Origin of the sequence: Microbacterium sp. EF45047, assembly GCF_028472845.1 — a bacterium.
In the GTDB taxonomy this organism is placed as follows: Bacteria; Actinomycetota; Actinomycetes; order Actinomycetales; family Microbacteriaceae; genus Microbacterium; species Microbacterium neungamense.
Genome location: NZ_CP069429.1, coordinates 1,690,470 through 1,712,905 on the forward strand (window position 1 = coordinate 1,690,470; position 22,436 = coordinate 1,712,905).

Annotated in this window: 27 protein-coding genes, 1 tRNA gene and 3 pseudogenes; 8 read left to right on the forward strand and 23 right to left on the reverse strand. The window is 70.6% G+C overall.

The window, feature by feature from the left end; genetic code table 11:
- Nucleotides 1-204 precede the first annotated feature (204 nt).
- Nucleotides 205-1,600 (forward strand): annotated as a pseudogene (locus tag JRG78_RS08170) (IS3 family transposase).
- A 60-nt stretch (nt 1,601-1,660) separates the two neighbouring features.
- The gene (locus JRG78_RS08175; protein ID WP_259606227.1) at nt 1,661-1,909 is read left to right on the forward strand and encodes a hypothetical protein; all 249 of its coding nucleotides are present in this window, start codon (nt 1,661-1,663) and stop codon (nt 1,907-1,909) included.
- On the opposite strand, the gene JRG78_RS08180 is transcribed toward JRG78_RS08175, so the two are convergent.
- The 7 genes from JRG78_RS08180 to JRG78_RS12735 form a co-directional block, all read right to left on the reverse strand.
- Complete coding sequence (locus JRG78_RS08180) at nt 1,906-2,106, reverse strand: hypothetical protein (protein WP_259606228.1); 201 nt, start codon at nt 2,104-2,106, stop codon at nt 1,906-1,908. The genes JRG78_RS08175 and JRG78_RS08180 overlap by 4 nt on opposite strands.
- 45 nt (nt 2,107-2,151) lie before the next feature.
- On the reverse strand, nt 2,152-2,769 hold the full coding sequence (locus tag JRG78_RS08185; protein WP_272653284.1) for a hypothetical protein: 618 nt from the start codon (nt 2,767-2,769) through the stop codon (nt 2,152-2,154).
- A complete protein-coding gene (locus tag JRG78_RS08190) occupies nt 2,766-3,350 on the reverse strand; it encodes a DNA/RNA endonuclease G (protein WP_259608258.1) in 585 nt (194 codons plus the stop codon). The genes JRG78_RS08185 and JRG78_RS08190 overlap by 4 nt, the downstream gene beginning before the upstream one ends.
- A complete protein-coding gene (locus JRG78_RS08195; protein ID WP_259606230.1) occupies nt 3,351-3,725 on the reverse strand; it encodes an NTP pyrophosphohydrolase in 375 nt (124 codons plus the stop codon).
- Nucleotides 3,722-3,913, reverse strand: coding sequence for a DUF2273 domain-containing protein (locus JRG78_RS08200; protein WP_259606231.1), 192 nt, complete (start codon nt 3,911-3,913; stop codon nt 3,722-3,724). Before JRG78_RS08200 ends, JRG78_RS08195 begins: the two co-directional genes overlap by 4 nt.
- Nucleotides 3,910-4,428, reverse strand: coding sequence for an Asp23/Gls24 family envelope stress response protein (locus tag JRG78_RS08205; RefSeq protein WP_259608167.1), 519 nt, complete (start codon nt 4,426-4,428; stop codon nt 3,910-3,912). Before JRG78_RS08205 ends, JRG78_RS08200 begins: the two co-directional genes overlap by 4 nt.
- Before the next feature lie 86 nt (nt 4,429-4,514).
- Nucleotides 4,515-4,757 carry a hypothetical protein gene (locus JRG78_RS12735; RefSeq protein ID WP_432806397.1) on the reverse strand — a complete coding sequence of 81 codons (243 nt, stop codon included), beginning with the start codon at nt 4,755-4,757 and terminating at the stop codon, nt 4,515-4,517.
- Here JRG78_RS12735 and JRG78_RS12740 point away from each other — a divergent pair.
- Both JRG78_RS12740 and JRG78_RS12745 read left to right on the forward strand, forming a co-directional pair.
- A pseudogene (locus JRG78_RS12740) lies at nt 4,670-5,305 on the forward strand (IS30 family transposase); the annotation flags it as partial. The gene JRG78_RS12735 and the pseudogene JRG78_RS12740 sit on opposite strands and share 88 nt — an antisense overlap.
- 58 nt (nt 5,306-5,363) lie before the next feature.
- Complete coding sequence (locus JRG78_RS12745; RefSeq protein WP_432806398.1) at nt 5,364-5,726, forward strand: IS30 family transposase; 363 nt, start codon at nt 5,364-5,366, stop codon at nt 5,724-5,726.
- 6 nt (nt 5,727-5,732) lie between these two features.
- On the opposite strand, the pseudogene JRG78_RS08215 reads toward JRG78_RS12745, so the two are convergent.
- Nucleotides 5,733-5,999: pseudogene (locus tag JRG78_RS08215) on the reverse strand (transposase); the annotation flags it as partial.
- 68 nt (nt 6,000-6,067) lie between these two features.
- On the opposite strand from JRG78_RS08215, the gene JRG78_RS08220 reads away from it, so the two are divergent.
- Nucleotides 6,068-6,421 (forward strand): hypothetical protein, encoded by a 354-nt coding sequence (locus JRG78_RS08220; RefSeq protein WP_259606232.1) that lies wholly within the window; start codon nt 6,068-6,070, stop codon nt 6,419-6,421.
- Here the strand turns inward: JRG78_RS08220 and JRG78_RS08225 are convergent.
- A tRNA-Pro gene (locus JRG78_RS08225) sits at nt 6,384-6,460 on the reverse strand. The genes JRG78_RS08220 and JRG78_RS08225 overlap by 38 nt on opposite strands.
- A 130-nt stretch (nt 6,461-6,590) precedes the next feature.
- Between JRG78_RS08225 and JRG78_RS08230 the strand changes: the two genes are divergently transcribed.
- From JRG78_RS08230 to JRG78_RS08240, 3 genes are all read left to right on the forward strand, one after another.
- The gene (locus tag JRG78_RS08230) at nt 6,591-7,175 is read left to right on the forward strand and encodes a GNAT family N-acetyltransferase (RefSeq protein WP_272653285.1); all 585 of its coding nucleotides are present in this window, start codon (nt 6,591-6,593) and stop codon (nt 7,173-7,175) included.
- Nucleotides 7,176-7,240: 65 nt separating this feature from the next.
- Nucleotides 7,241-7,630: an RNA-binding S4 domain-containing protein gene (locus JRG78_RS08235; RefSeq protein WP_259608168.1), complete on the forward strand. Its 390-nt coding sequence runs from the start codon at nt 7,241-7,243 to the stop codon at nt 7,628-7,630.
- A 43-nt stretch (nt 7,631-7,673) separates the two neighbouring features.
- Nucleotides 7,674-9,446, forward strand: a complete 1,773-nt coding sequence (locus JRG78_RS08240) for an HNH endonuclease signature motif containing protein (protein WP_272653286.1) — start codon at nt 7,674-7,676, stop codon at nt 9,444-9,446.
- 197 nt (nt 9,447-9,643) lie between these two features.
- Here JRG78_RS08240 and JRG78_RS08245 read toward each other — a convergent pair whose 3' ends face one another.
- From JRG78_RS08245 to JRG78_RS08310, 14 genes are all read right to left on the reverse strand, one after another.
- A complete protein-coding gene (locus JRG78_RS08245) occupies nt 9,644-10,594 on the reverse strand; it encodes an NUDIX domain-containing protein (RefSeq protein WP_272653287.1) in 951 nt (316 codons plus the stop codon).
- Nucleotides 10,595-10,692: 98 nt separating this feature from the next.
- Nucleotides 10,693-11,760: a Glu/Leu/Phe/Val dehydrogenase family protein gene (locus JRG78_RS08250; protein ID WP_272653288.1), complete on the reverse strand. Its 1,068-nt coding sequence runs from the start codon at nt 11,758-11,760 to the stop codon at nt 10,693-10,695.
- A gap of 151 nt (nt 11,761-11,911) precedes the next feature.
- The gene (der, locus tag JRG78_RS08255) at nt 11,912-13,432 is read right to left on the reverse strand and encodes a ribosome biogenesis GTPase Der (protein ID WP_272653289.1); all 1,521 of its coding nucleotides are present in this window, start codon (nt 13,430-13,432) and stop codon (nt 11,912-11,914) included.
- Nucleotides 13,425-14,123 carry a (d)CMP kinase gene (cmk, locus tag JRG78_RS08260; RefSeq protein ID WP_272653290.1) on the reverse strand — a complete coding sequence of 233 codons (699 nt, stop codon included), beginning with the start codon at nt 14,121-14,123 and terminating at the stop codon, nt 13,425-13,427. The genes der and cmk overlap by 8 nt, the downstream gene beginning before the upstream one ends.
- Nucleotides 14,116-15,258 carry a prephenate dehydrogenase gene (locus JRG78_RS08265; RefSeq protein ID WP_432806399.1) on the reverse strand — a complete coding sequence of 381 codons (1,143 nt, stop codon included), beginning with the start codon at nt 15,256-15,258 and terminating at the stop codon, nt 14,116-14,118. The genes cmk and JRG78_RS08265 overlap by 8 nt, the downstream gene beginning before the upstream one ends.
- A complete protein-coding gene (locus JRG78_RS08270; protein ID WP_272653291.1) occupies nt 15,255-16,079 on the reverse strand; it encodes a pseudouridine synthase in 825 nt (274 codons plus the stop codon). The genes JRG78_RS08265 and JRG78_RS08270 overlap by 4 nt, the downstream gene beginning before the upstream one ends.
- Nucleotides 16,076-16,714 carry an SMC-Scp complex subunit ScpB gene (scpB, locus tag JRG78_RS08275; RefSeq protein ID WP_259606238.1) on the reverse strand — a complete coding sequence of 213 codons (639 nt, stop codon included), beginning with the start codon at nt 16,712-16,714 and terminating at the stop codon, nt 16,076-16,078. The genes JRG78_RS08270 and scpB overlap by 4 nt, the downstream gene beginning before the upstream one ends.
- 10 nt (nt 16,715-16,724) lie before the next feature.
- Nucleotides 16,725-17,630: a segregation and condensation protein A gene (locus tag JRG78_RS08280; protein ID WP_272653292.1), complete on the reverse strand. Its 906-nt coding sequence runs from the start codon at nt 17,628-17,630 to the stop codon at nt 16,725-16,727.
- On the reverse strand, nt 17,614-18,495 hold the full coding sequence (locus JRG78_RS08285) for a ParA family protein (RefSeq protein WP_259606240.1): 882 nt from the start codon (nt 18,493-18,495) through the stop codon (nt 17,614-17,616). Before JRG78_RS08285 ends, JRG78_RS08280 begins: the two co-directional genes overlap by 17 nt.
- 113 nt (nt 18,496-18,608) lie before the next feature.
- On the reverse strand, nt 18,609-19,511 hold the full coding sequence (xerD, locus tag JRG78_RS08290; RefSeq protein WP_259606241.1) for a site-specific tyrosine recombinase XerD: 903 nt from the start codon (nt 19,509-19,511) through the stop codon (nt 18,609-18,611).
- A gap of 1 nt (nt 19,512) precedes the next feature.
- Entirely contained in the window at nt 19,513-20,160 is a 648-nt protein-coding gene (locus JRG78_RS08295; RefSeq protein WP_272653293.1) for an NUDIX domain-containing protein, read from the reverse strand.
- Nucleotides 20,153-21,850: a CTP synthase gene (locus JRG78_RS08300; RefSeq protein WP_432806400.1), complete on the reverse strand. Its 1,698-nt coding sequence runs from the start codon at nt 21,848-21,850 to the stop codon at nt 20,153-20,155. Before JRG78_RS08300 ends, JRG78_RS08295 begins: the two co-directional genes overlap by 8 nt.
- A gap of 48 nt (nt 21,851-21,898) precedes the next feature.
- Nucleotides 21,899-22,222, reverse strand: coding sequence for a GH32 C-terminal domain-containing protein (locus tag JRG78_RS08305; RefSeq protein WP_259606243.1), 324 nt, complete (start codon nt 22,220-22,222; stop codon nt 21,899-21,901).
- Between the two features lie 33 nt (nt 22,223-22,255).
- Nucleotides 22,256-22,414, reverse strand: a complete 159-nt coding sequence (locus JRG78_RS08310; protein ID WP_259606244.1) for a hypothetical protein — start codon at nt 22,412-22,414, stop codon at nt 22,256-22,258.
- Between the last annotated feature and the right edge of the window lie 22 nt (nt 22,415-22,436).

The window sequence follows — 22,436 nt, forward strand, 5'->3', positions numbered from 1 at the left end:
TCACCATGGTGCGGGCTTCGTGATCCGGGACGAGATCACGTTCGGGAGCTGATGCGCGTAGAGGTCATCGGGCTCAAGACGGTACCACCAGTGGTTGCCTGCGCCTTCGGTCGGCGTCCCCCTGTGCGTCAGGATGGGGTGAGACACCAGCACTGCTGACCTTCGCACTGCACGGGGCGAGAACGGACCAATACTGAGATGACGATGACGGTTGCTGACGTCGGCACCGATGATGGGGCTATGGCTCCTCGTGCTGACCGGCCCAAGAGGCGGACGTTCACCGCCGAGTTCAAAGCGGCGATCCTGGCCGAGTACGACGCCGCGGACCGCTCTGGGCGTGGGGAGATCCTGCGCCGGGAGGGCCTGTACACCTCCCACATCATCGAGTGGCGCAAGGCCGCGGCCGCCGGCTCGCTGTCCGGGCTGGGCAGCAAGCCGCGGGACCGGCGCGAGCGGGAGCTGCAGGCGCTACGGGCCCGGGCGGAGAAGGCCGAGGCCGAGCTGGCCAAGACCAGGGCGGCGCTGGACCTGATGGGAAAAGCACACGCGCTCTTGGAGACGCTCTCCGAGAGCGCGGACAAGCCGCCGCGGTCGCCGCGGTGATCAACCCGGCCGTCGACGGGCTGGCCGAGCACGTCGGCACCGCGGCTGCGTGCGCGCTGCTGGGTCGCTCCCGCGCCAGTCACTACCGGGCCAAGAACCCGCCACCGCCACGTCCACGGACACCGCGGCCGGCACCGGCGAACAAGCTGTCCGCCGCCGAGCGGGCCCACGTGCTGGCCGTGTTGACCAGCCAGCGGTTCGCGGACAAGTCGGTCGCCCAGGTCTGGGCCACGCTGCTGGACGAGGGCACCTACCTGTGCTCGATGTCCACGATGCACCGGATCCTGCGCGAGCACGACATGGCCGGGGAACGGCGCCGGCAGGCGAGCCACCCGCCCCGGACCCGGCCCGAGCTCGTCGCGACGGCGCCGGGGCAGGTGTGGAGTTGGGACATCACAAAGCTCAAGGGGCCGGAGCGGGGCGTGTACTACGACCTGTACGTCGTGCTCGACATCTTCTCCAGGTTCGTCGTGGGCTGGACCATCGCGGCCCGCGAGGACGCCGAGATCGCCAAGAACCTGCTCGAGCACGCCATGGGCATCCATGGCGTGCCGGAGGCGATCCACGCCGACCGCGGGACCTGATGACCTCCAAACCGGTCGCTCAGCTGCTCGTCGACCTCGGGGTGGCCAGGTCGCACTCCCGCCCGCACGTGTCGAACGACAACCCTTACAGCGAGGCGGCGTTCAAGACGCTGAAGTACGCCCCGGTCTTCCCCGAGCGCTTCGGGTCCCTGGCCGACGCCGGCGCGTTCGCCGAGCAGTTCTTCGCCTACTACAACCACGAGCACCGCCACTGCGGGATCGGGCTGCACACCCCCGCCAGCGTCCACTTCGGCACCGCCGGGCAGGTCCGCGCCCAGCGCCAGGCCACCCTGGACGCGGCCTACGCCGCCCGTCCCGAGCGCTTCGGCCACCGCCGACCCCAGGCGCCCAAGCTGCCCGAGGCCGCCTGGATCAACCAGCCCTCACAGGAGGCCCTCATACAGACCGCCTGACGGAATCTGTCTCACCCGCCTTGACACTTTCCGGTCACATCGACGCCGAGAGAACACCTGATGCTGACGTTCGAGCAAGCGCTGCGGGTCGCCGCCGAGCACTTCGGCGAGCCCTTCGCTCGTGACGGCTGGGAAGACGACGGCGCGCTCCTCGTGACGCCGCAACGGGTCGTCGACGACGAGCGGCGCGGGCTTGTCGAGATCGGCGCCCCGTGGATCGTGGTCGACCGCGCGTCGGGCGAGATCGAGACGTGGCCGACGCTGCCGCATCTTGACCGGGTGCGTGCCATGCGGCGGGTCGTCAGCTAACTGCCGAGGACGTTATTGCGTGCTTTCCCCATCGACTTCCGCAGGTTCTTCCGCATCCGCCGCCTCGCCTTCTTCGCGTCCGGACTCGTCCACAGGTGCTCGATCTGGTGACGCAGGTCCTCGTAGTTCTTCCCCCGCGACTTCGCCGATTCCACACCGACCAGATAGGCGGCGGTGACGATCACCGCGAGAATCACAATGTTCTTGCCTATCGCGTTACTCCTTTCTCTCCCGAGGGAGTGTCAGTTGACTCGCGGCTGGTCGGCTGCGAGACGGGCTCGGACGCCCGAGTGGATCGAGATGAGCGTCGGGGTCTCACGGCCGGTAAGCCTCGCCAGGTTGTCGACCAGCCGGGCCACCGCTTCGGCGACATCGACCGGTGAGGTGTTCTGCCTCGGCGTGACACGGACATGCAGCACGTCTTCGCCACGCACCCTGCTCGCGCTCACGCGCGACGTGAGGATCTCCCCCCGGGAGGCGAGCGAATGGGTGATGGCATCGGAGGCGAAGCCCTGCCGGATCACCACCGCTCCCTGCGCACCCTCGCCGCTCTCCTCACGGATCACCACGCTGCTTTGACCGCCACCCAACCGGGCGATCACCGCCACCGCTCCCACCGCGATGACCAGCAGCACGGCCAGCACGCCCATCGTGAGCCAGCTCACGGTCGTCGCGTCGGAGAGGCGGGAGGATTCATCCGCATCCTGCATCCAGGACACCGCATCACCTGCCCACGCCTCCCAGGCCTGGGCTGCGACCGGCCACGCCGATGCGAGGACCGTACACGCACCGGCGGCGAGAAGTATCAGCCCGGTGAGGAGAAGGATGGCCCGGTTCGTTCCTCGATTTGTCGCGTTCATGACGTCTCGTCCCTCCCCGCGGGCGGCAGCACCCGTGCCCGCACCTTCAACCGCGGCTCGGGCGCGTACCCGTTCAGTTCCTCCCCCGCGATCGAACGAACACGGGCCCAATCGATCACCTGCCCGGGCTCCGGGCGAACCGTCACATCCGCGGTGCGATGACCGATCCCCACGACCACCGCCCCTTTCGGAACATCGAGTTCACGCCGCACCCGCTCGGCGACCGCCGAGGCGATCACCCCGTTGTCCACGATCACCGCGTGCCCCGTGACACCCAGGGCATGCTTGGGGCGGCGCCCCGGGGTGACCGCGAACCACAACAGGACGAGCCCGACGATCGCGACCGCCACGGCCCCGGCGATGACCGCCGCGCGCGGTTCCGCTGCGGGCAGCTCCGCTACCCACGCGAGCGCCGCACCCGGCGCCGCCAGCAACGGGGCCGCCCCCACCAGGTGCAGGACGATCTCGACACCGGCATAAACAGCGGCGACCACGACGAGGCCGAGCACGACCACCGTCACCACTGTGCGCGGAGAATGCATCTCGCGGCGCACCACGCGCGTCATCACGGTGTTCGTCATCTACCTCACCCTCCTTCGCTCCGGAACCGTCGCACCCGTCACGGTGAACGACACCCGTCGAATATCGCGCCCGGTCAACCGACCGAGCTCGACACCGAGCACCGTCTGCATCTGCCGGAGCCGCTCGATCACCGTCGGCGCAGCACGGATGGCCTCCGTGTCGTCGAGGTCCGGGATCGGCAGCTTCGCCGCTACACGCACGGCGAGACCACCGCCCCACTCGGACACCTCAACATCCACGTCTGCCCGTGGCACGCCGATCGTGACCGCCGATGCCTCGCGAACGACCTTCTCGATCACCCGCTCCCGCACGTGCACCGATCCCCGAACCGCGGGGGCGGCTCCGGCCGGTGCCTCAACGGTCAGCGTGCTCATGACGAGACGCGCCTCCCCGTGAACACCCCGGCCAGGGCGCGGAGATCCAGCTGACCGGACACCACTCGCCCGGCCAGGGCACCGATACCCATCAGCAGCGCGACCAGCAGGAATCCCCAGAATCCGAAGGTCAACGCCGCGAAGGCGAGCACTGCGCCGACGAGGGCGCCGGTCAGCGTGGTGCTCATGAGACGCGGGACTCGCTGTCGTCGTCAGCGTCGTCGCTGGGCAGGTGCACGTCGTTCACGTCGATGTTCACCTCGACGACCTGCAGACCGACCAGTCGAGTGATCGCATCGGTCACAGCCTGACGGACGTTCTCCGCGACGTCCTGGATCGGCGCCGGGTAGTCCACCACGATCGTGATGTCCGCAGCAGCCTGCGTCTCGCCGACCTCGACCTTCACACCCTGCGTGAAGTCCGTTGCGTTCACCGCATCGCGGATCGCGCCCAGCGCGCGAGCTCCCCCGCCGCCCAGCGCGTGCACACCCGACACCTCACGGGCAGCGATACCGGCGACCTTCGCCACGACCCCGTCCGCGATCGTCGTACGCCCCGCCGACTCGGCCCCGGCCCCGTCAGGGACCCGCGCAGCCGAAGGTGCGCGGTCAACTCGCGACGCAGAGCCCGGCGCCTTGGCCGCAGGAGTATCCGGAACGGCCCCCTCAGCAGAAGCTGCCGTGTTCGTCTCATTCGTAGCCATCTGAACTACCTCCACAATCACGTAGCGCGGCACAGGACCGCACCATCCGACGAGCGAAGGACAACGCTCTAGGCGGATCATACCGGTCAACGCAATGGGTGCTGTGAGATGAAGTAGACATTGATCTCAGGAGGCATCGGTTGCAGGGCAAGCATGGTCATCGCAGTCGTGAGCAGAAGCAGCTCGCGCTCCGTCTCCACTCGAAGGGATGGGGACTCATCGACATCGCTCGCGAGATCGGGTGCACGGCGCCGATGGTCGGCCGCATGGCGCGGGAAGGGCGTCACCTCGACGGGAAACCGTTCGGCTGGGAGCCGCGCGAGGGTCATCACCCGGTCTTCGATCGCGAGGAGATACTCGTGGTCTCGCCCGCGGTGACACGCTCACTGCGATCGCGCGCAGCCTCGGGCGGGCGGTGTCGACGGTCAGCCGCGAGGTCAAGCGGGGCGGCGGACGCGAGGAGTACTCGGCGTGGCGGGCGCATGAGGACGCCCGGGAGCAGGCCCGCAGGCCGAAGCCGTTCAAGCTTGACGGTGGCCGGTTGCTCGAGACCGTGACAGCGCAGTTGAAGCAGCTGTGGTCGCCGCAGGAGATCGCTGCCCGCCTACGGTTGGAGCATCCCGACGACCCGGAGATGCACGTGAGCCACGAGACGATCTATCAGTCCCTGTTCGTACAGGGACGCGGGCAACTGCGCCGAGAACTCGCCCGCTGCCTGAGATCGGGACGCACGGCCAGGAAGGCGCGAACGGCAACGGATCGGCGCGGCCGTCTGCCAGGGATGGTCATGATCAGCGAGCGCCCCGCTGAGGACGAGGACCGTGCCGTTCCCGGGCATTGGGAAGGCGATCTCATCCTTGGTGAGAACAGCCGTAGCGCCGTCGGAATCCTCGTCGAACGCAGCACCCGCCTCACGCTCCTGCTGCATTTGCCTGATGGGAAGAGTGCAGACAAGGTGGAGGCCGCGGATGCGCGAAGCGATCACCGCGCTCCCGTCGTCGCTGGCGCGGACGATCACCTGGGATCAGGGCGCGGAGATGGCCAAGCACCTCAAGTTCACAGCCACAACCGGGATCCCGATCTACTTCTGCGACCCGCACTCCCCGTGGCAGCGGGGCAGCAATGTGAACACCAACGGGTTGCTACGTCAATACCTTCCGACGATCACCGATCTGAGCATCGTCACCCGCGCGGACCTGACCGCGATCCAGGACTCGCTCAACGGACGACCACGCAAGACGCTCGGCTATCTGACACCATCGGAGAAGTTCACAGCTCCCATTGCGTTGACCGGTTGAATCCGCCATCTCATTCGCCCGCCGCAACTCCGCGACCTCGCGCTTGAGACGCTTGATCTCCTCCTGCGCCTCGCTCGTCACGCCCAGCCGAGCGCCGGTGTCGACCTGCATCCGCCGGATCCACTGCCGCACCGTCTCCGGCGAGCCAACGCCGAGGAGCTTGGCGACGTGACTGATCGCCTGGTACTCGCTGTCGTGGTCCGGTCGCACCTCCGCGACCATCCGGACGGCGCGCTCGCGCAACTCGACCGGGTATTTACTGGGACGTCCCATGAGACTGATCCTTCCAAGGAATCCAGTCTCCGGACATGCCGGGGCGACTCACCCCCTACGAGCTGTACATGAACGCCAGCGACGAAGTCCGCCGACGCCTCAACCAGGCCATCTTCAAGCACATCTTCATCGACCACGACGAGATCATCGACCACGACCTCGAAGACCCGCTCGGAGACCTGTTCACCGTCCAGACGATCTACCACGCCAGCACCATCGGAGCACCGCCTGGCCGCCTGCACGACCTCGCCCAGGCCTCCTGGGCCAAGCACTACCAGACGAAGAAGAAGGGAGCCGCCCACATGGGCGACTCCCTTACTTCGTTGACCCTGGAAGCTCCTCCAAACCCGGCCCATAGGGTCGGTATTTGCAGTAAGCCTCACCTGGTCGGGCTGACAGGATTTGAACCTGCGACCCCTTGACCCCCAGTCAAGTGCGCTACCAAGCTGCGCCACAGCCCGTGGACGACCGCGCTCTCGCGCGGGCAACTCCCCTATCGTAGCCCACCAGGCAGAGCCCCGCGAACCGCGGACGGACGGGCGTGGCGCCGGATCGTTGCCCGAAGTCGGAGGCACCGCGTAGCGTGCTGACATGTCGAGGATCACGACTGAGAAGGCCACCATCGAGCGCTCGGACGACATTCAGCACTCGCTCACCGGCGGCGACGACGGACCCAGCTGCCAGTGCATGTGGCCGATGCTGACGAACAAGGACTGGAACGCCACGAACGTCGACGAACGGCGCGCGATGTTCCACGACGAGATCGCCGCCGGACCCGCGCCCGGCCTGGTCGCGTACGTCGACGGAGAGGCAGCGGGCTGGATCCGCATCGGACCGCGCGACCGGCAACGGCGCATTCCTCGCACCCGGGCGATCGCGGCGGCCACGACCGAACCTTTCGGCGACCCCGGCGTCTGGTCGGTCACCTGCTTCGTGGTGCGCCGAGATCATCGCGGCAAGGGGCTCAACACCGAACTGCTCCGCGCGGCGATCGACTATGCGCGCGAGTCCGGCGCCCGCCTCATCGAGGCGTATCCCGTCGACACTTCCGAGGGCGAGCACCGCTCCAACGATCTCTTCCACGGCACGCTCTCGACGTTCCTCGCGCAGGGCTTCCAGCAGGGTGCTCCGTTGACGCGGGGGCGCGTCCTCGTGACCCTCAATCTCAGGGGATGACGCCGGACTTCACCCGCATCCCGCGCCTACGATGGACGGATGCTGCGCGAACGTGAGCCCGCCCGATGAACGACAAGCCGGTCCGAGTGGACAGCTGGCTGTGGGCGATCCGCATCTACAAGACCCGATCAGCGGCGACCACCGCCTGCCGAGCGGGGCACGTCCGGGTCAACGGGGAACGGACGAAGGCAGCACAGACCGTCCGACCGGGCGACGAAGTACGCGTCCGCATCTCGGGCTTCGATCGGCTCCTCGTCGTGCGGCAGACGCTGTCGAAGCGGGTCGGGGCCCCGGTCGCCGTCACGGCGTACGAGGACCGCACCCCACCACGGGAACCTGTCGCTCTGGTCGCCGTGCGTGATCGCGGTGCGGGTCGGCCCACGAAGCGCGAGCGCCGGGAGATCGACCGTCTGCGCGGCCGCGACTCCTACCCCACAAGCGAAGATTTCTTCTAACTATTCTGTTGCTTCTATCGTAGTTGTGTTCTAGTATGGGTTCATGGCGGGGACGGATCCTCTGGACTTCGAGCGGCGGGCGGCGCTGCTGGATGAGTGGGTGCGGACCCGGGCCGAGATCGCGGCGCTGGAGGCGCGGGCGGCGGGGCTGCTCGCGGAGCGGATGCGGGTGATGGAGACCGATGCGGCCCGGTCGCCGGTGCATCGGGACGGGATCTGGCGGTCGATGGTCGCGGAGTACTCCGCCGCCGGTCGGCTTTCCAAGGGCAGCGTGGAGTACGCGTTCACGGACGCGTGGGCGCTGGCGGAGGACTTCCCCGCCGTACGCGAAGCGCTCCAGGATGGGCGGGTCACGATCGGGCATGTGCGGGAGATCGTGCGCTGCGCCGGTGCGGTGCACGAGGCGATCGGGCACGGCACGGTCGACCCGGGAACCCTGGCCCTGTACGAGGCGGCGGCGCTCGTGGTGGCCGAACAGGACAGCCCCGCCCGCACCCGCGCGCACGCCCGGCAGGTCGCCGCGTCCCTGGCCGGGCAGACCGTGACCGAACGGCACAGCAAAGCCCGCGCCGAACGCACCGTCACCATCCGCTCCGTCGGCGACGGCCTCGCCCTGCTCACCGCCGTCCTGCCCGAACACCTCGCCGCCGGCATCATGGACCGCCTCACCCAGATGGGCCGCCACCTCCTCCGCACCCACAAACCCACCAGAACCACCAAAGCGGCGGGAACCGCACGAGCCGGGGCGGGTGCAAGGACCACCGCAGCGGCCGGAGCCGGTGCGGCGGCGGGGACCGGGCGGCCGGGACCGCTCGATCCCGACCTTGGCATCGCCCTCCTGGACGCGCACGAGGACGATCATGCCCTCACCGCCGAGGACTGGGCAGCCGTCGACGCTTTCCGCCGCCAACTCGACGGGGTTGATGGTGAGCACGACGAAGGATCGTTTCTTTCCGACAACGACGACGTCGATGACGACGGTGAAGACGAGGACGATGGCGGGATCGATGAGAAGGAATGGACGCGGATCTGGGAACAGATCCTCTCCGCCGACCCCGCACCGCTTCTCCCCGCCGAATCACCCACGGTCGAGGAGACGCGCACGCTGGATCAGATCCGCGCGGACCTGCTCGCCGACCTCCTCCTGACCACGGATCCGGCCCAGGCCCGGGGCACTGCTCTGGACGCCATCACCGCCCGCATCCAGGTCACCATCAACGCCACCACCCTCCACGGCGACGACGAGCGATCTGCCGAACTCGACGGCCACGGCCCCCTCCACCCCGACACCGCCCGCGCCCTCGCCGGCCGCACCACCGGATGGACCCGACTCTTCCTCTCGCCCACCGGCCTCATCACCCACACCGACACCTACACACCGACCGAGCCCATGCGGCGGTTCCTCCGCGCGCGCGACCAGCACTGCCGCTTCCCCGGCTGCCGCATGCCCGCCCACCGCTGCCAGATCGACCATAACCACGATCACGCCAAAGGCGGACCCACCGCGATCGGCAACCTCAGCCACCTCTGCCTCACCCACCACACCATCAAGCACCCCGATCTGCCTGACCACATCCGCTGGGCCGTCCGCCAGCTTCCTGATGGCACTCTGGAATGGACCAGCCCCCTCGGCCGCACCCACACCGACCGGCCCCGAGCACGGGTCCTCTTCACCCCCAACCCCCATCCGGGTCCGGATGCCGACCCGGGTCCAGATCCAGACCGACGTTCAGATCCAGTCCTTGAATCCGATCCCGCGCGCCAGCGGCCCGATCACTGGCGACCCGCACCGGAACGAGAGCCCGCACCCTTCTGAACGGCCACCTCCAGTCCAGGGCTCTGAGCATGCCCGCGTCTGAGCAGGCCGGCTCCGAACATGCCGCGCGTCCGAGCAAGCCCTGTCGAGCAAGCCGTGTCGAGCAAGCCGGCCGATCACGCCCGCGTCCGAACGTGCCCACGTCCGAACATGCCCGCGTCCGCACGATTGCGAACGCCTCATGGTTGAAAGGACCGTCAGTCCGGCAACTGGTCGAGCAACCACCCGGCCGGCATCACCGGCACCCCGGCGGCCACGAGACGCCCCCGCAGTTCCCGGTCGCTGGTGACGCCCGTCACGCGGCGCCCGGCGTCGCGTCGCGCCACAGCCTCGCGCAAGATCGCGTCATCGCCGTGTCCGTCGGCACGCACCACACGGACAGCGGCGCCCCCGGCGAGCCCACCATCCGGACGACCGCTCGAAGCCGCCCCGGCACCGTCATCCATGCCCCGTGCGGCGCCCTCGACGACGAGGGACACCTCGGGGTACCACCGCTCCGCATCCAGGCCGAGCGCGGCCCCCGTCACTCCGGCGTGCGTCCACCGGCGCAGACGCTCGCGCAGCCGCGTGGCTGCGCCGGCTCGATCCTTCCACCACCCGTCCGGAACCGATCCGACGACGTTCGCGGCATCCACCACGATCGCCGGCCGCACCTCGAGCAGCGGACGCAGCCGAGCCCAGGCATCCGCGAACCCGGGATGAAGCGGCCGCTCCGTCACCTCGCCGACGGGAACCCATTCCAGCGCGAGGCTCTCCGGGTCGCTGATCACCGGCTCGAACGGCTCCAGCACCTCCCCGACCACCGTCGTGTACGACCAGTACCCGAGATCGAACACGCTCGCGAACCAGGGCCGCACCGCCTCGTCCGGGATGCCGGCCTCCTCCTGCGCCTCTCGCACAGCGCCGTGCAGCGCGGACTCCCCCTCGTGCAGTGCACCCCCGGGCAGCGCCCAGGTCCCCCCGTAATGGCTCCACCCGACGCGGTGCTGCAGCAGCACGCCGCGCTCCGGGTCGACCGCCAGCAGGCCCGCCGCGCCGTACCGCCCCCAGTACCGCTCCCCCGACGGCGCGACCACCCAGGCGTCGCCGCTGTCCCGCGGCCCTTCCGGGCGCCGCGGCTCACCGGGCTGGGGAGGAACGATCGTCACCTCTCCAGCCTTTCACAGCCGCGGCGCCCGTGCCGCCGTCCGGATCGGACGCCGCGTATCAGTTCGCGCCCGGACGCACCTGCAGCCGACCGCGATCGTCAGCGCGCGGCGACCCCGGCGTTCAGCCGCGCCGCCGCCAGCTCCTCCGCCGCGGCGAGCGGGGTGATGCCGCGAGTCTCCGCGTCGTCCAGAATCCGGCGCACCGTGTCACCGATGCCCGCGACGCGCGCCATGATCTCCTCCGTGCTGCCGAGGTGCTTGGCCTCCAGGTCCAGGTAGATCACGCCTCCCGCGTTGACGACGAAGTCGGGCGCGTACAGGATGCCGCGCGCCGCCAGGCGGTCCGCTCCCGAGTGATCGGCAAGCGGGTTGTTCGCCGGACCGCACACCGCCTTCACGTCGAGCGCGTCGATGACCTCGTCGGTGAGCACCCCGCCGATCCCGGCCGGCACGAAGACGTCGGCGGGCACGAGGTGCTCGGCGCCGGGCTCGACCCAGGTGGCCCCGATCGCCGCCGCCAACTCCTTCTTCGCGGGGTTCACATCTGTGACGGTGAGCACCGCGCCCTCGTCGGCGAGGCGCTTCGCGAGCCGCCCGCCCACCTGGCCCAGGCCGGAGATCGTCACCCGGCGGCCCGCAGGCGACGCGGATCCGGCGATGCGCTCGAACACCGCCTGCATGGAGGAGTACACACCGAGACTGGTCGGCCCGGCCGGCTCGCCCGACCCGCCGACCGTCGACGGAAGGCCCACGACGTGTGCCGTGCGCTCGCTGACCACGAGCATGTCCTCCGTGGTCGAGCCGACGTCCTCCGCGGTGCGGTAGAGACCGCCGAGCAGTTCCACGGCGTCACCGAGGTCGAGGAAGGCGGCGCGCCGCCGGTCGGCGTCGAGCACGGTTCCCTCCGGCAAGCCGATCACGGACTTGCCGCCGCCGGCGTCCAGCCCCGCCGCCGCGTTCTTGAGCGTCATCGCGGCGGACAACCGCAGCGCGTCGCCCAGCGCGTCGCTCCAGTGCGGATACGTCCAGAGCCGCGCACCGCCGAGAGCGGAGCCCAGCACGGACGAGTGCAGCGCGACGGCGATGAACAGGCCGCTCCGAGACCCGGTGATCACCTCCACCCGTTCGTGCGTGAAATCAGGCAGGGGCAGGGTGTGGTGCGTCATCGCGTCCTCTTTCGGCGGGCCTTGTGGGCGTGCGCTGCGGATGCCGCGGTGTTGCGGCATCCGCATCCATTATCGCGCGCGGAGGGACCCTTCGACAGGCTCAGGGACCGTTCGACAGGCTCAGGGCCCGTCAGCCGAGGAGACGGGAGCGCTAGCGCTGGCGGCGCTCGCGGACCCGCATGTTGATGACGATCGGCGTGCCCTCGAACTCGTACAGCTCGCGCAGGCGCCGCTGGATGAACCGGCGGTACCCCGGGTCGAGGAACCCGGTCGTGAACAGCACGAAGGTCGGCGGACGGGTGGACGCCTGGGTGCCGAACAGGATGCGCGGCTGCTTGCCCCCGCGCAGCGGGTGCGGATGCTCGGCGACCAGCTCGGTGAGGAACGCGTTGAACTTCCCGGTCGGGATGCGGCGGTCCCAGTTCTCCAGCGCCTTCTCCAGAGCCGGCACCAGCTTGTCCAGGTGACGTCCGGTCTTCGCGGAGATGTTCACCCGCGGCGCCCACGCGACGTGGGCGAGATCCTGCTCGATCTCCCGCTCCAGATAGCGGCGGCGGTCCTGGTCCTCGTACTCCGGCGTATTCAGCAGGTCCCACTTGTTGAACGCGAGCACCAGCGCGCGCCCGGACTCGAGCACCATGTCGATGATGTTGAGGTCCTGCACGCTGATCGACCGGCTCACATCCAGCACGACGACGGCGACCTCGGCCTTCTCCAGCGCCGTCGAGGTGCGCAGCGACGCATAGAAGTCGGCACCCTGCTGCAGGTGCACGCGGCGGCGGATGCCGGCGGTGTCGACCAGGCGCCACATCTTGCCGCCCAGCTCGACGACCTCGTCGACGGGGTCGCGGGTGGTGCCGGCGAGGTCGTTGACGACCACGCGCTCCTCCCCCGCGGCCTTGTTCAGCAGCGATGACTTGCCCACGTTCGGCCGGCCGAGGATCGCCACGCGGCGCGGTCCGCCGATCTCCTGCTTCGCGACCGCCGACACCTCCGGCAGCTTCGCCATCACGGCGTCGAGCAGATCGGCCACACCGCGCCCGTGCATCGCCGACACCGGGTACGGCTCGCCGAGCCCGAGGTTCCACAGCGCGGCGGCCTCCGGCTCCTGCCGCGCGTCGTCGATCTTGTTGGCGACGAGGAACACCGGCTTGCCGCTCTTGCGCAGCAGCCGCACGACGTGCTCGTCCGTCGAGGTGGCGCCGACCATGGCGTCCACCACGAACAGCACCACGTCCGACAGGTCGATCGCGACCTCCGCCTGCGCGGCGACCGAGCGGTCGATGCCGCGGGCATCCGGCTCCCACCCGCCGGTGTCGACGAGCGAGAACCGCCGGTCCATCCACTCGGCCTTGTACGTCACGCGGTCGCGCGTCACGCCGGGGGTGTCCTCGACGACGGCCTCGCGGCGACCGAGGATGCGGTTCACCAGCGCCGACTTGCCGACGTTCGGCCGCCCGACGATCGCCACCACCGGCAGCGCGGGGAGGTACTCGATGCCGTCCTCGCCGAGCACCGAGCCCTCGAGCAGCTCGGCGTCGTCCTCGTCGAGCTCGTAGTCCGCGAGGGAGGCGCGCAGCGCCTCGGCCCGCTGCTCGGCGAGGTCCTCGTCGAGCTCCGCCATCTTCTCGGCGAGATGATCGGGCGCGCCCTCGTACTCGTCCTCAGCCATTGTCCACTCCTCTTCCATCGCCGCGTCGTCGCTCGATCACCGCGAGCACGGCCTCGACGGTCTGCGGAAAGTCCAGTGCGGTCGAGTCCACCACATCCACGCCCGGCGCGGCGGTGAGGAAGTCGACCATGGTGCTGTCGCGTGCGTCGCGCTTGTGCAGCGCCTCCGCGACGGCGGACGCGTTCTCCGCGCCCAGCTCGTTCGCCCGGCGCGCGGCGCGCACCTCGGGCGCCGCGGTCAGCAGGATGCGCACCGGGGCATCCGGTGCCACCACGGTCGTGATGTCGCGACCCTCGACGACGACCGCCGGATACGGCGCCTCCGCGACGATGCGCCGGAACATCTCGTTCACCTGCACGCGCACCTCGGGCACGCGCGCCACGCCGCTCACCGCCGCCGACACCCGCGACTCGCGGATCGCGTCGGTCACCTCGGTGTCGCCGACGAGCACGCGGCGGTCGTCCGGGTCCAGTCCCTGCCGGAGCGGGAAATCGGATGCCGCGGCGCGCACCGCCTCGGCGTCCTCGGTGTCCGCGCCGCGCTCCAGCACGTGCCAGGCGAGAGCCCGGTACGCGGCCCCGGTGTCCAGGTAGCCGTAGCCGAGGCGGCGGGCGATCTCCTTCGAGACGCTGGACTTGCCGGACCCGGCCGGGCCGTCGATCGCGATGAGATCGACCGTGTGCTCATTCATTCGTGTCTCCCGCGATCCGCCATCCGCGCTGCTCCAGACCCTCGATCGCGCCGCGCAGCGCGGCCGGCTCGACGCTGATCTCGGCGAGGCCGAACTGCGCGCCGGGCGAGTGCTCGAGCCGCAGGTCCTCCACGTTCACGCCCAGCTCGCCCAGTTCGCCGAACAGCCGGCCGAGCTGGCCGGGGGTGTCGTCGACCATGACGACGAGCTTCTCGAACCGGCGGTTCTGGCCGTGCTTGCCGGGCAGCCGCTCCACGCCGTCGTTGCCGCGGCGGATCGCGTCGGCGACGGTGCGGCGGGCGCCTGCGGCCTCCGGCGCGCGCAGCGCCTCCGCCACCTCGCGCAGGTCCTCGGCGAACGCGTCGAGCACCTCGACAACCGGCTCGGCGTTCGCGCCGAGGATCTGCACCCACAGCTCGGGGGCGGACGCCGCGATGCGGGTGGTGTCGCGCACGCCCTGACCCGCCAGCCGCAGCGCGCCCTCGTCGGCGGCGGCGAGGCGAGCGGCGAGCAGGCTGGCGACCACCTGCGGCACGTGCGAGGTGAGGGCGACCGAGCGGTCGTGCTCCTCCGGGGTCATCTCCAGCGGCATGGCGCCGAGGTCGAGGGCGAGGTCCTCCACGAGCGCGAGGTCGGCCGGGCGGGTCTCCTCGTCGCGGCAGACCACCCACGGACGCCCGATGAACAGGTCGGCGCGGGCGGAGATCGCCCCGCCCCGCTCCCGGCCGGCGAGCGGATGCGAGCCGATGTAGCGGGTGAGGTCGACGCCGCGACGGCGCAGCTCGTGCAGCGGCTCCAGCTTCACGCTGGCCACATCGGTCACCACCGCATCCGGGTACCGCTCCAGCTCCGCCTCGATGACGTCGGCGGTCACGTCCGGCGGCACTGCCACCACGATCAGCGCCGGGCGGTCGTCGTCCCGCGCCGCACGGCCGGCGCCGTAGTCGATGGCGAGCCGCAGCTGTGCCGGCGAGGCATCCGCGAGCACCACGTCCACGCCCTTGGCGCGCAGCGCGTGGCCGATGCTCGACCCGAGCAGGCCGGCGCCGACAATGCGCACGGTCCCCGACAGGCGCGGGGCGACCTGCGCCGCACGCGCTCGTTCGCTCTCGCGCGACGGGATGGTATCGCTCACTCGGTCTCCTGCACGCTGCCCTGCTCGCGGCTCAACGACGCGTCCGTAGAGGGATCCTGGCGCGCGAGGGTCAGCAGCGCGCCGCGTTCGATCTTAGTCAGCTCCCTCGTCCTCCCCGCCGGGAGAGTTCCCAGGTGCAGCGGCCCGAACTGCCGGCGCACCAGCTCGAGCACCGGATGCCCGACCGCCGCCATCATCCGGCGCACGATGCGGTTGCGTCCGGAGTGCAGGGTCAGCTCCACCAGGCTGGACGGCCTGCCGCCACCGGAGGAGGTGTCCAGCAGCCGCGCCTTGTCGGCCGCGATCGGCCCGTCCTCGAGGTCGATGCCGCGGGTGAGCCGGGCGATCGTGTGCGGGGTGACGGTGCCTGCCACCTTCGCGATGTACACCTTGGTGACGCCGAAGGACGGGTGCGCGAGCACGTGCGCGAGCTCCCCGTCGTTGGTGAGGATGAGCAGGCCGCTGGTGTCGGCATCGAGCCTGCCCACGTTGTACAGCCGCTCCGGCCACTCCTTCGTGAAGCGGCGCAGGTCCGGCCGGCCCTTCTCGTCGCGCAGGGAGCTGACCACGCCGGTGGGCTTGTTCAGCATCACGTAGCGCTTCGACACGTCCAGCTGCACCGCGGTGCCGTCGACGTCGACGAGGTCGTGCTCGGGGTCGATGCGGGTGCCGAGCTCGGTGACCGTCCGCCCGTTCACGCGGATGCGGCCCTCGACGATGTACTGCTCGATCACCCGGCGGGAGGCGACCCCGGCGTTCGCCAGCGCCTTCTGCAGGCGGACGCCCTCAGCCCCGCCCTCGAGGCCCGTGCCGCCGCTCATCGCGCGATCACCTCGTCGAACCCGTTGGCCCCGTCGTCCAGCAGCGGGGAGATCGGCGGCAGCTCGTCGAGGGAGTTGATGCCGAGGTGCTGCAGGAAGGCGTCCGTGGTGCCGTAGTTGATCGCGCCGGTCTCGGCATCCGCGAACAGCTCCGTGATCAGGCCGCGCGCGAGCAGCGTGCGCACTACGGAGTCGACGTTCACGGCGCGGATCGAGGCCACCTGGCCGCGGGTGACCGGCTGCTTGTAGGCGATCACGGCCAGCGTCTCCAGCGCCGCCTGCGAGAGCCGTGCCGGCGCCTGCCCGCCGACGAACTCGGCGACGAGGTCGTCGTGGTCCTCGCGCACGTACAGCCGCCAGCCGCCGCCGACCTCGCGCAGTTCGAAGCCGCGACGCGGGCCGTCCCCGCCCCCGTCGTAGTCCGCCACGAGCCGCTCCAGGGTCTGCCGCACGGCGGGCACGGGCGCGCCGACGGCCGCGGCCAGGGCGACGAGGCCGATCGGCTCGTCCACGATCAGCAGGATCGCCTCGACGCGCTCGCTGAGCGGCGTCTCCGCGCGCTGGGTGGACCCTTCGACGGGCTCAGGGTCCGCAGCGAGCTCAGGGTCCGTGGCGGGCTCGGGGTCCGTGTCCATGGTCGCTCCTTCATCGGTCATAGTCGGCTCCCAGGGTCGCGAGCATCTCATCCGACCAGCTCTCCGCGCTCCAGCGCAGCGTGAGCTCCCCCAGCGGCTCGAGCTGCTCGAACGACAGCGCGGCGTGCCGGTACAGCTCCAGCACCGAGATGAACCGTGCCACGACGATGCCCGGCTCGGTCACCCCCGACACCAGCTCGCGGAAGGTCATCGACTCGGTGCTGCGCAGCAGCGTCACAACGGTGGCGGCCTGCTCGCGGATGCTGACCAGCGGCGCGTGCAGGTGGTCGAGTCCGACCGTGGGGATCTCCTTGGGCGCGAAGGCCAGCACCGCCAGCGCGGCGAAGTCCTCCTTGCTGAGCGTCCACACCAGCTCCGGGGTCTTCCGGCGGTGCTTCTCGTCCAGCGGCACGGCGCGCACGTGCCGGCGCTCCTCGCGCTGCAGGCAGCGGGCGAACCAGACGGACACCTCCTTGAAGGCGCGGTACTGCAGCAGGCGGGCGAACAGCAGGTCGCGCGCCTCGAGCAGCGCGACCGCCTCGGCGTCCACCAGCTCGCCCTGCGGCAGGAGTCCGGCGACCTTCATGTCCAGCAGCGTGGCGGCGACCACGAGGAACTCGGAGGCCTGCTCGAGCTCCTCGTCGCCGTCGAGCTCCTTCAGGTAGGAGATGAACTCGTCGGTGACCTTGCTCAGCGACACCTCGGTGATGTCGAGCTCGTGCTTGGAGATGAGGTTCAGCAGCAGATCGAACGGGCCGTCGAAGTTGCCGAGCGAGACGCGGAAGCCGGTATCGGACGCTGAGCCTGTCGAAGCGTCCGCTGAGCCTGTCGAATCGTCCGCTGAGCCTGTCGAAGCGTCAGGCCCTTCGACGGGCGCAGGGGCGGACCCGGAAACCCTGTCAGGCGACGGCGCCACGTGCGACCAGCTCCCGCGCCAGTCGCAGGTACGCCTGGGCGGCGGCGTGCTCCGGCGCGAACTCGGTGATCGGAACGCCCGAGACCGAGGCATCCGGGAACTTCACGGTGCGGCCGATCACGGTCTCCAGCACGTCGTCGCCGAACGCCTCCACGACCCGCTCCAGCACCTCGCGGGAGTGCAAGGTGCGCGGGTCGTACATCGTGGCGAGCAGCCCGTCCAGCGTGATCGCCGGGTTCAGCCGGTCGCGCACCTTGTCGATCGTCTCGATGAGCAGCGCGACGCCGCGCAGTGCGAAGAACTCGCACTCGAGCGGGATGAGCACGCCGTGCGCGGCGGTGAGGGCGTTCACCGTGAGCAGGCCGAGGGACGGCTGGCAGTCGATGAGGATGACGTCGTATTCGCCGGTGACCTGCCGCAGCACGCGGGACAGGATCGTCTCGCGGGCGACCTCGTTGACCAGGTGCACCTCGGCCGCGGAAAGGTCGATGTTCGCCGGGATCACGTCCAGCCCGTCCACCGCGGTGTGCACGATCGCGTCGTGCGCGTCCCGCTTGGTGTCCAGCAGCAGGTCGTAGATCGTGGGCACGTCGTGGGTCTGGATGCCCAGGCCTGCCGACAGCGCGCCCTGGGGGTCGAAGTCGACGGCGAGCACCTTGCGTCCGTACTCGGCGAGGGCGGCGGCGAGGTTGATCGAGGTGGTGGTCTTGCCGACCCCGCCCTTCTGATTGCACAGGGCGATGATGCGGGCCGGCCCGTGCGAGTCCAGGGGCGCCGGAATGGGGAAGCCGTTGTACGGGCGTCCGGTCGGTCCGATCGGGGTGTCGCCCTTCTTGGTCCTCGTCTTCGCCGCGTTCTCCGCCACCGGTTCTCCTGCTCCCTCGTGCTTGGTCGATTGTAGCGACCCGCGTCCGTCGATCCCTGACGGTGTGCGGCGATCCGCCGCATCCGCCTCCCGGCGGGCGACGGACGCGGCGCTCAGCGGGCGCGCGGATGCGAGGTGGCGTAGACGTCGCGGAGCGTGTCGACCGAGACGTGCGTGTAGATCTGCGTGGTGGCCACCGAGGCGTGCCCGAGCAGCTCCTGCACCACCCGCACGTCCGCCCCGCCCTGCAGCAGGTGGGTCGCGAAGGAGTGCCGCAGGGTGTGCGGCGAGACCTCCGCGCTGATCTGCGCGCGGGCGGCGGCGTCGCGGATGATCAGCCACGCGCTCTGCCGGGACAGCGGGGCGCCCCGGGCGCCGAGGAACAGGCGCGCGGTCGCCCTGCCCTTCGCCGCCAGCGCCGGGCGGACCCGGGTGAGGTAGGCGTCCACCGCGGCGCGCGCGAAGGAGCCGACCGGGACGATCCGCTCCTTGTCGCCCTTGCCCCGCAGCCGCAGCACGTCCCCGTAGGCGAGGTCGTCCACGTCCAGCGCGACCGCCTCCGACACCCGCGCTCCGGTCGCGTACAGCAGCTCCAGCAGGGCGCGGTCGCGGATGCCGATCGCCTCGTCGGCGGGGGGTGCGGCCAGCAGCCGCTCGACTTGGTCGATGGTGAGGGCCTTGGGCAGCCGCTTCGGGGTCTTCGGCGGCCGCAGCCGGCCGGAGGGGTCGTCCGGCTCGATGCCCTCGCGGGCGAGGAAGCGGTGCCAGCCGCGCACCGAGGACTGCAGGCGGGCCAGGCTCGTCGCCGCGGGCGGCGGCTCGGCCCCGGCCCGCTCGGCGACGAACGAGGCGATGACGGATGCGGTGACCTCGGCGGTGTCGCCGATCCCGCGCTCCGTCAGCCAGTCGCGGTAGCCGTCGAGGTCGCGTCGGTAGGCGGCGACCGTGTGGGCGGACAGGCCGCGCTCGATCGTGATGTGCCTCAGGTAGGCGTCGATCGCGCGGTCGAGCTGCACGCTAGGCCCCGCCGGCTCGCGTCCCGCCCTGCGCGCTTCCGGACGCGGATGCCCCGCCGTCGGTACGCGTGGCGCCGAGCCGGCGCTCCGCGGCGAGGACGCCGATCGAGAGCACCGCGTTGCGCATCCGCCCTTCCAGCACCGCGTCGGCCGCCTCGCTCAGCGGCACCCAGGCGACCCGGATGTCCGCCTCCTCGTCGATCCGGCTGTGCACGGCATCCGCGCGCGCGAGCCCCGTGGCGAGGAAGACGTGGATGATCTCGCTGTTCCCGCCCGGGGTGGTGTACGTCGACAGCAGCGGCTCCCAGTGGGCGGCGACGATGTCGGCCTCCTCGGCCAGCTCCCGCTGCGCGGCGAGCAGCGGCTCCTCGCCCTCCACGTCGAGGAGTCCTGCGGGCAGCTCCCAGTCGCGGCAGCGGATCGGATGCCGGTACTGCTGGATCAGCAGCACCCGCCCCTCGTCGTCGAGGGCGACCACGGCGACCGCGCCGGTGTGGTCGACGTACTGGCGGCGGATCTCGCCGTCGCCGTAGCGCACCCGGTCGTCGCGGACGTCCCACACCGCTCCGCGGTACGCGAGGGTGCTCTCCAGCACCTCCGGCTGGAACGGCTCGTCACGCAGACCGGCGGCCGAGGCGGCGTCACTCATCGTCGCGGAACAGCTCGCTGGCGCGGTGACGCTCGATGGCCGCGCCGACCAGCCCGCGGAACAGCGGGTGCGCCGCGGTAGGCCGGGAGCGCAGCTCGGGGTGGGCCTGCGTGGCGATGTAGAACGGGTGCACCTCGCGCGGCAGCTCGACGTACTCCACGAGGTCCAGCTCCGGGTTCAGGCCGGAGAACACCAGGCCTGCCTCCGCCAGGCGGTCCCGGTACGTGTTGTTCACCTCGTAGCGGTGGCGGTGGCGCTCGGAGGCGACCGCCTCGCCGTACAGCTCGCGCGCGAGCGAGCCCTCCGCCAGTGCCGCCTCGTACAGTCCGAGGCGCATGGTCCCGCCCAGGTCGCCGCCGTCGAGGATCTCGACCTGCTCCGCCATGGTCGCGATCACCGGCTCGGAGGTCTCCGGGTCGAACTCGGTCGAGGAGGCGCCCTCGATGCCGGCGACGTGGCGGGCGTACTCGATGACCATGCACTGCAGGCCCAGGCACAGCCCCAGGGCGGGGATGCCCTGCTCGCGCGCGAAACGCAGCGCGCCGAGCTTGCCCTCGATGCCGCGGATGCCGAAGCCGCCGGGCACGCAGATGCCGTCCAGGTCGGCCAGTGCCTTCGCGGCGCCCTCGGGCGTCTGACAGGTGTCGGAGGGGATCCAGCGGATGTTGACCTTGGTCTCGTGCGCGAAGCCGCCGGCGCGGAGCGCCTCGGTCACCGACAGGTACGCGTCCGGCAGGTCGATGTACTTGCCGACCAGGCCGATGGTCACCTCGGTCTTCGGGTTGTGCACGGCGTGCAGCACCCGGTTCCAGCGCGTCCAGTCCACCTCGCCGGCCTGCAGGCCCAGCCGGCGCACGATGTACGAGTCCAGGCCCTGCTCGTTCAGCGTCGACGGGATGTCGTAGATGCTGGGCAGGTCGACGGTGTTCACCACGCCCTCGGCATCCACGTCGCACATCAGCGCGATCTTGCTGCGGTTGCTCTCGCTCACCGGCCGGTCGCTGCGCAGCACGAGCGCGTCCGGCTGGATGCCGAGCTGACGCAGCGCGGCGACGGAGTGCTGCGTGGGCTTGGTCTTCTGCTCGCCGGAGGCGCCCATGAACGGCACCAGCGACACATGCGCGAAGAACACGTTGTCGCGGCCGAGCTCGTGACGCAGCTGACGGGCGGCCTCCAGGAACGGCTGCGACTCGATGTCGCCCACGGTGCCGCCCACCTCGGTGATGATGACGTCGGGCCGGGGCTCCTCGGTGGCCTGCAGCCGCATCCGGCGCTTGATCTCGTCCGTGATGTGCGGGATGACCTGCACGGTGTCGCCGAGGTACTCGCCGCGGCGCTCCCGCGCGATCACCTGCGAATAGATCTGCCCGGTGGTGACGTTCGCGGCCTGGGACAGGTTGATGTCGAGGAAGCGCTCGTAATGTCCGATGTCGAGGTCGGTCTCGGCGCCGTCGTCCGTGACGAACACCTCGCCGTGCTGGAACGGGTTCATGGTGCCCGGGTCCACGTTGAGGTACGGGTCCAGCTTCTGCATCACGACGCGCAGTCCGCGCGCGGTGAGCAGGTTGCCGAGACTGGCGGCCGTCAGGCCCTTTCCGAGCGAGGAGACGACACCGCCCGTCACGAAGATGTGCTTGGTGGTCTTGTCCCCGGCCGAGGGGCGGGCGTCCGCGCGAGAAATGTCCGTCACGGGCTTCCATGCTATCAGCCCGCACCCTCGAACGGGCTGATCGTACGGTCAGCCGCGCGGCGCGGCGACCGCGAACCGCTCCAGCTCGACAGGCCCGCCGAGCCCGCGCACGGACACCCGTTCGCCGGCCTTCACGTCGGTGAGATCGGTGAGCACCGACACGCCTCCGTCGGCGAAGATCTCCACGGAGGAGACATCCAGCCAGGCCGTGAACGCCAGCCGACGGCCCGCGCCGACGGGCATCCGCTGCACGGTCCGGAAGGCGTCCGGGAAGGCCGTCCCCGCGCCGGTCCGGTCGTGCGTGAGGACGCCGGACTCCGCGTCGTACGCGATCCGCACGCCCCCGTTCCCGGCGTCGTCGTGCCCGAGCACGATCTACCGCTCGTGATCGTGAACGGCTCCTCGTCACTGGAGCATCCGAACGTGCTGCCCGCGGAGCGGGAGGCCGGCGCGGCGGTGGTCCGCCACCTCCTCGAGCGCGGGCACCGCAGGATCGGCATCATCGGCGATCTGCCGGAGATCGTGGCCGGAGCTCGCGCACGAGCGGGTGCCGATGCCGCTCATCGTGCGGGAATCCGTCCGCGAC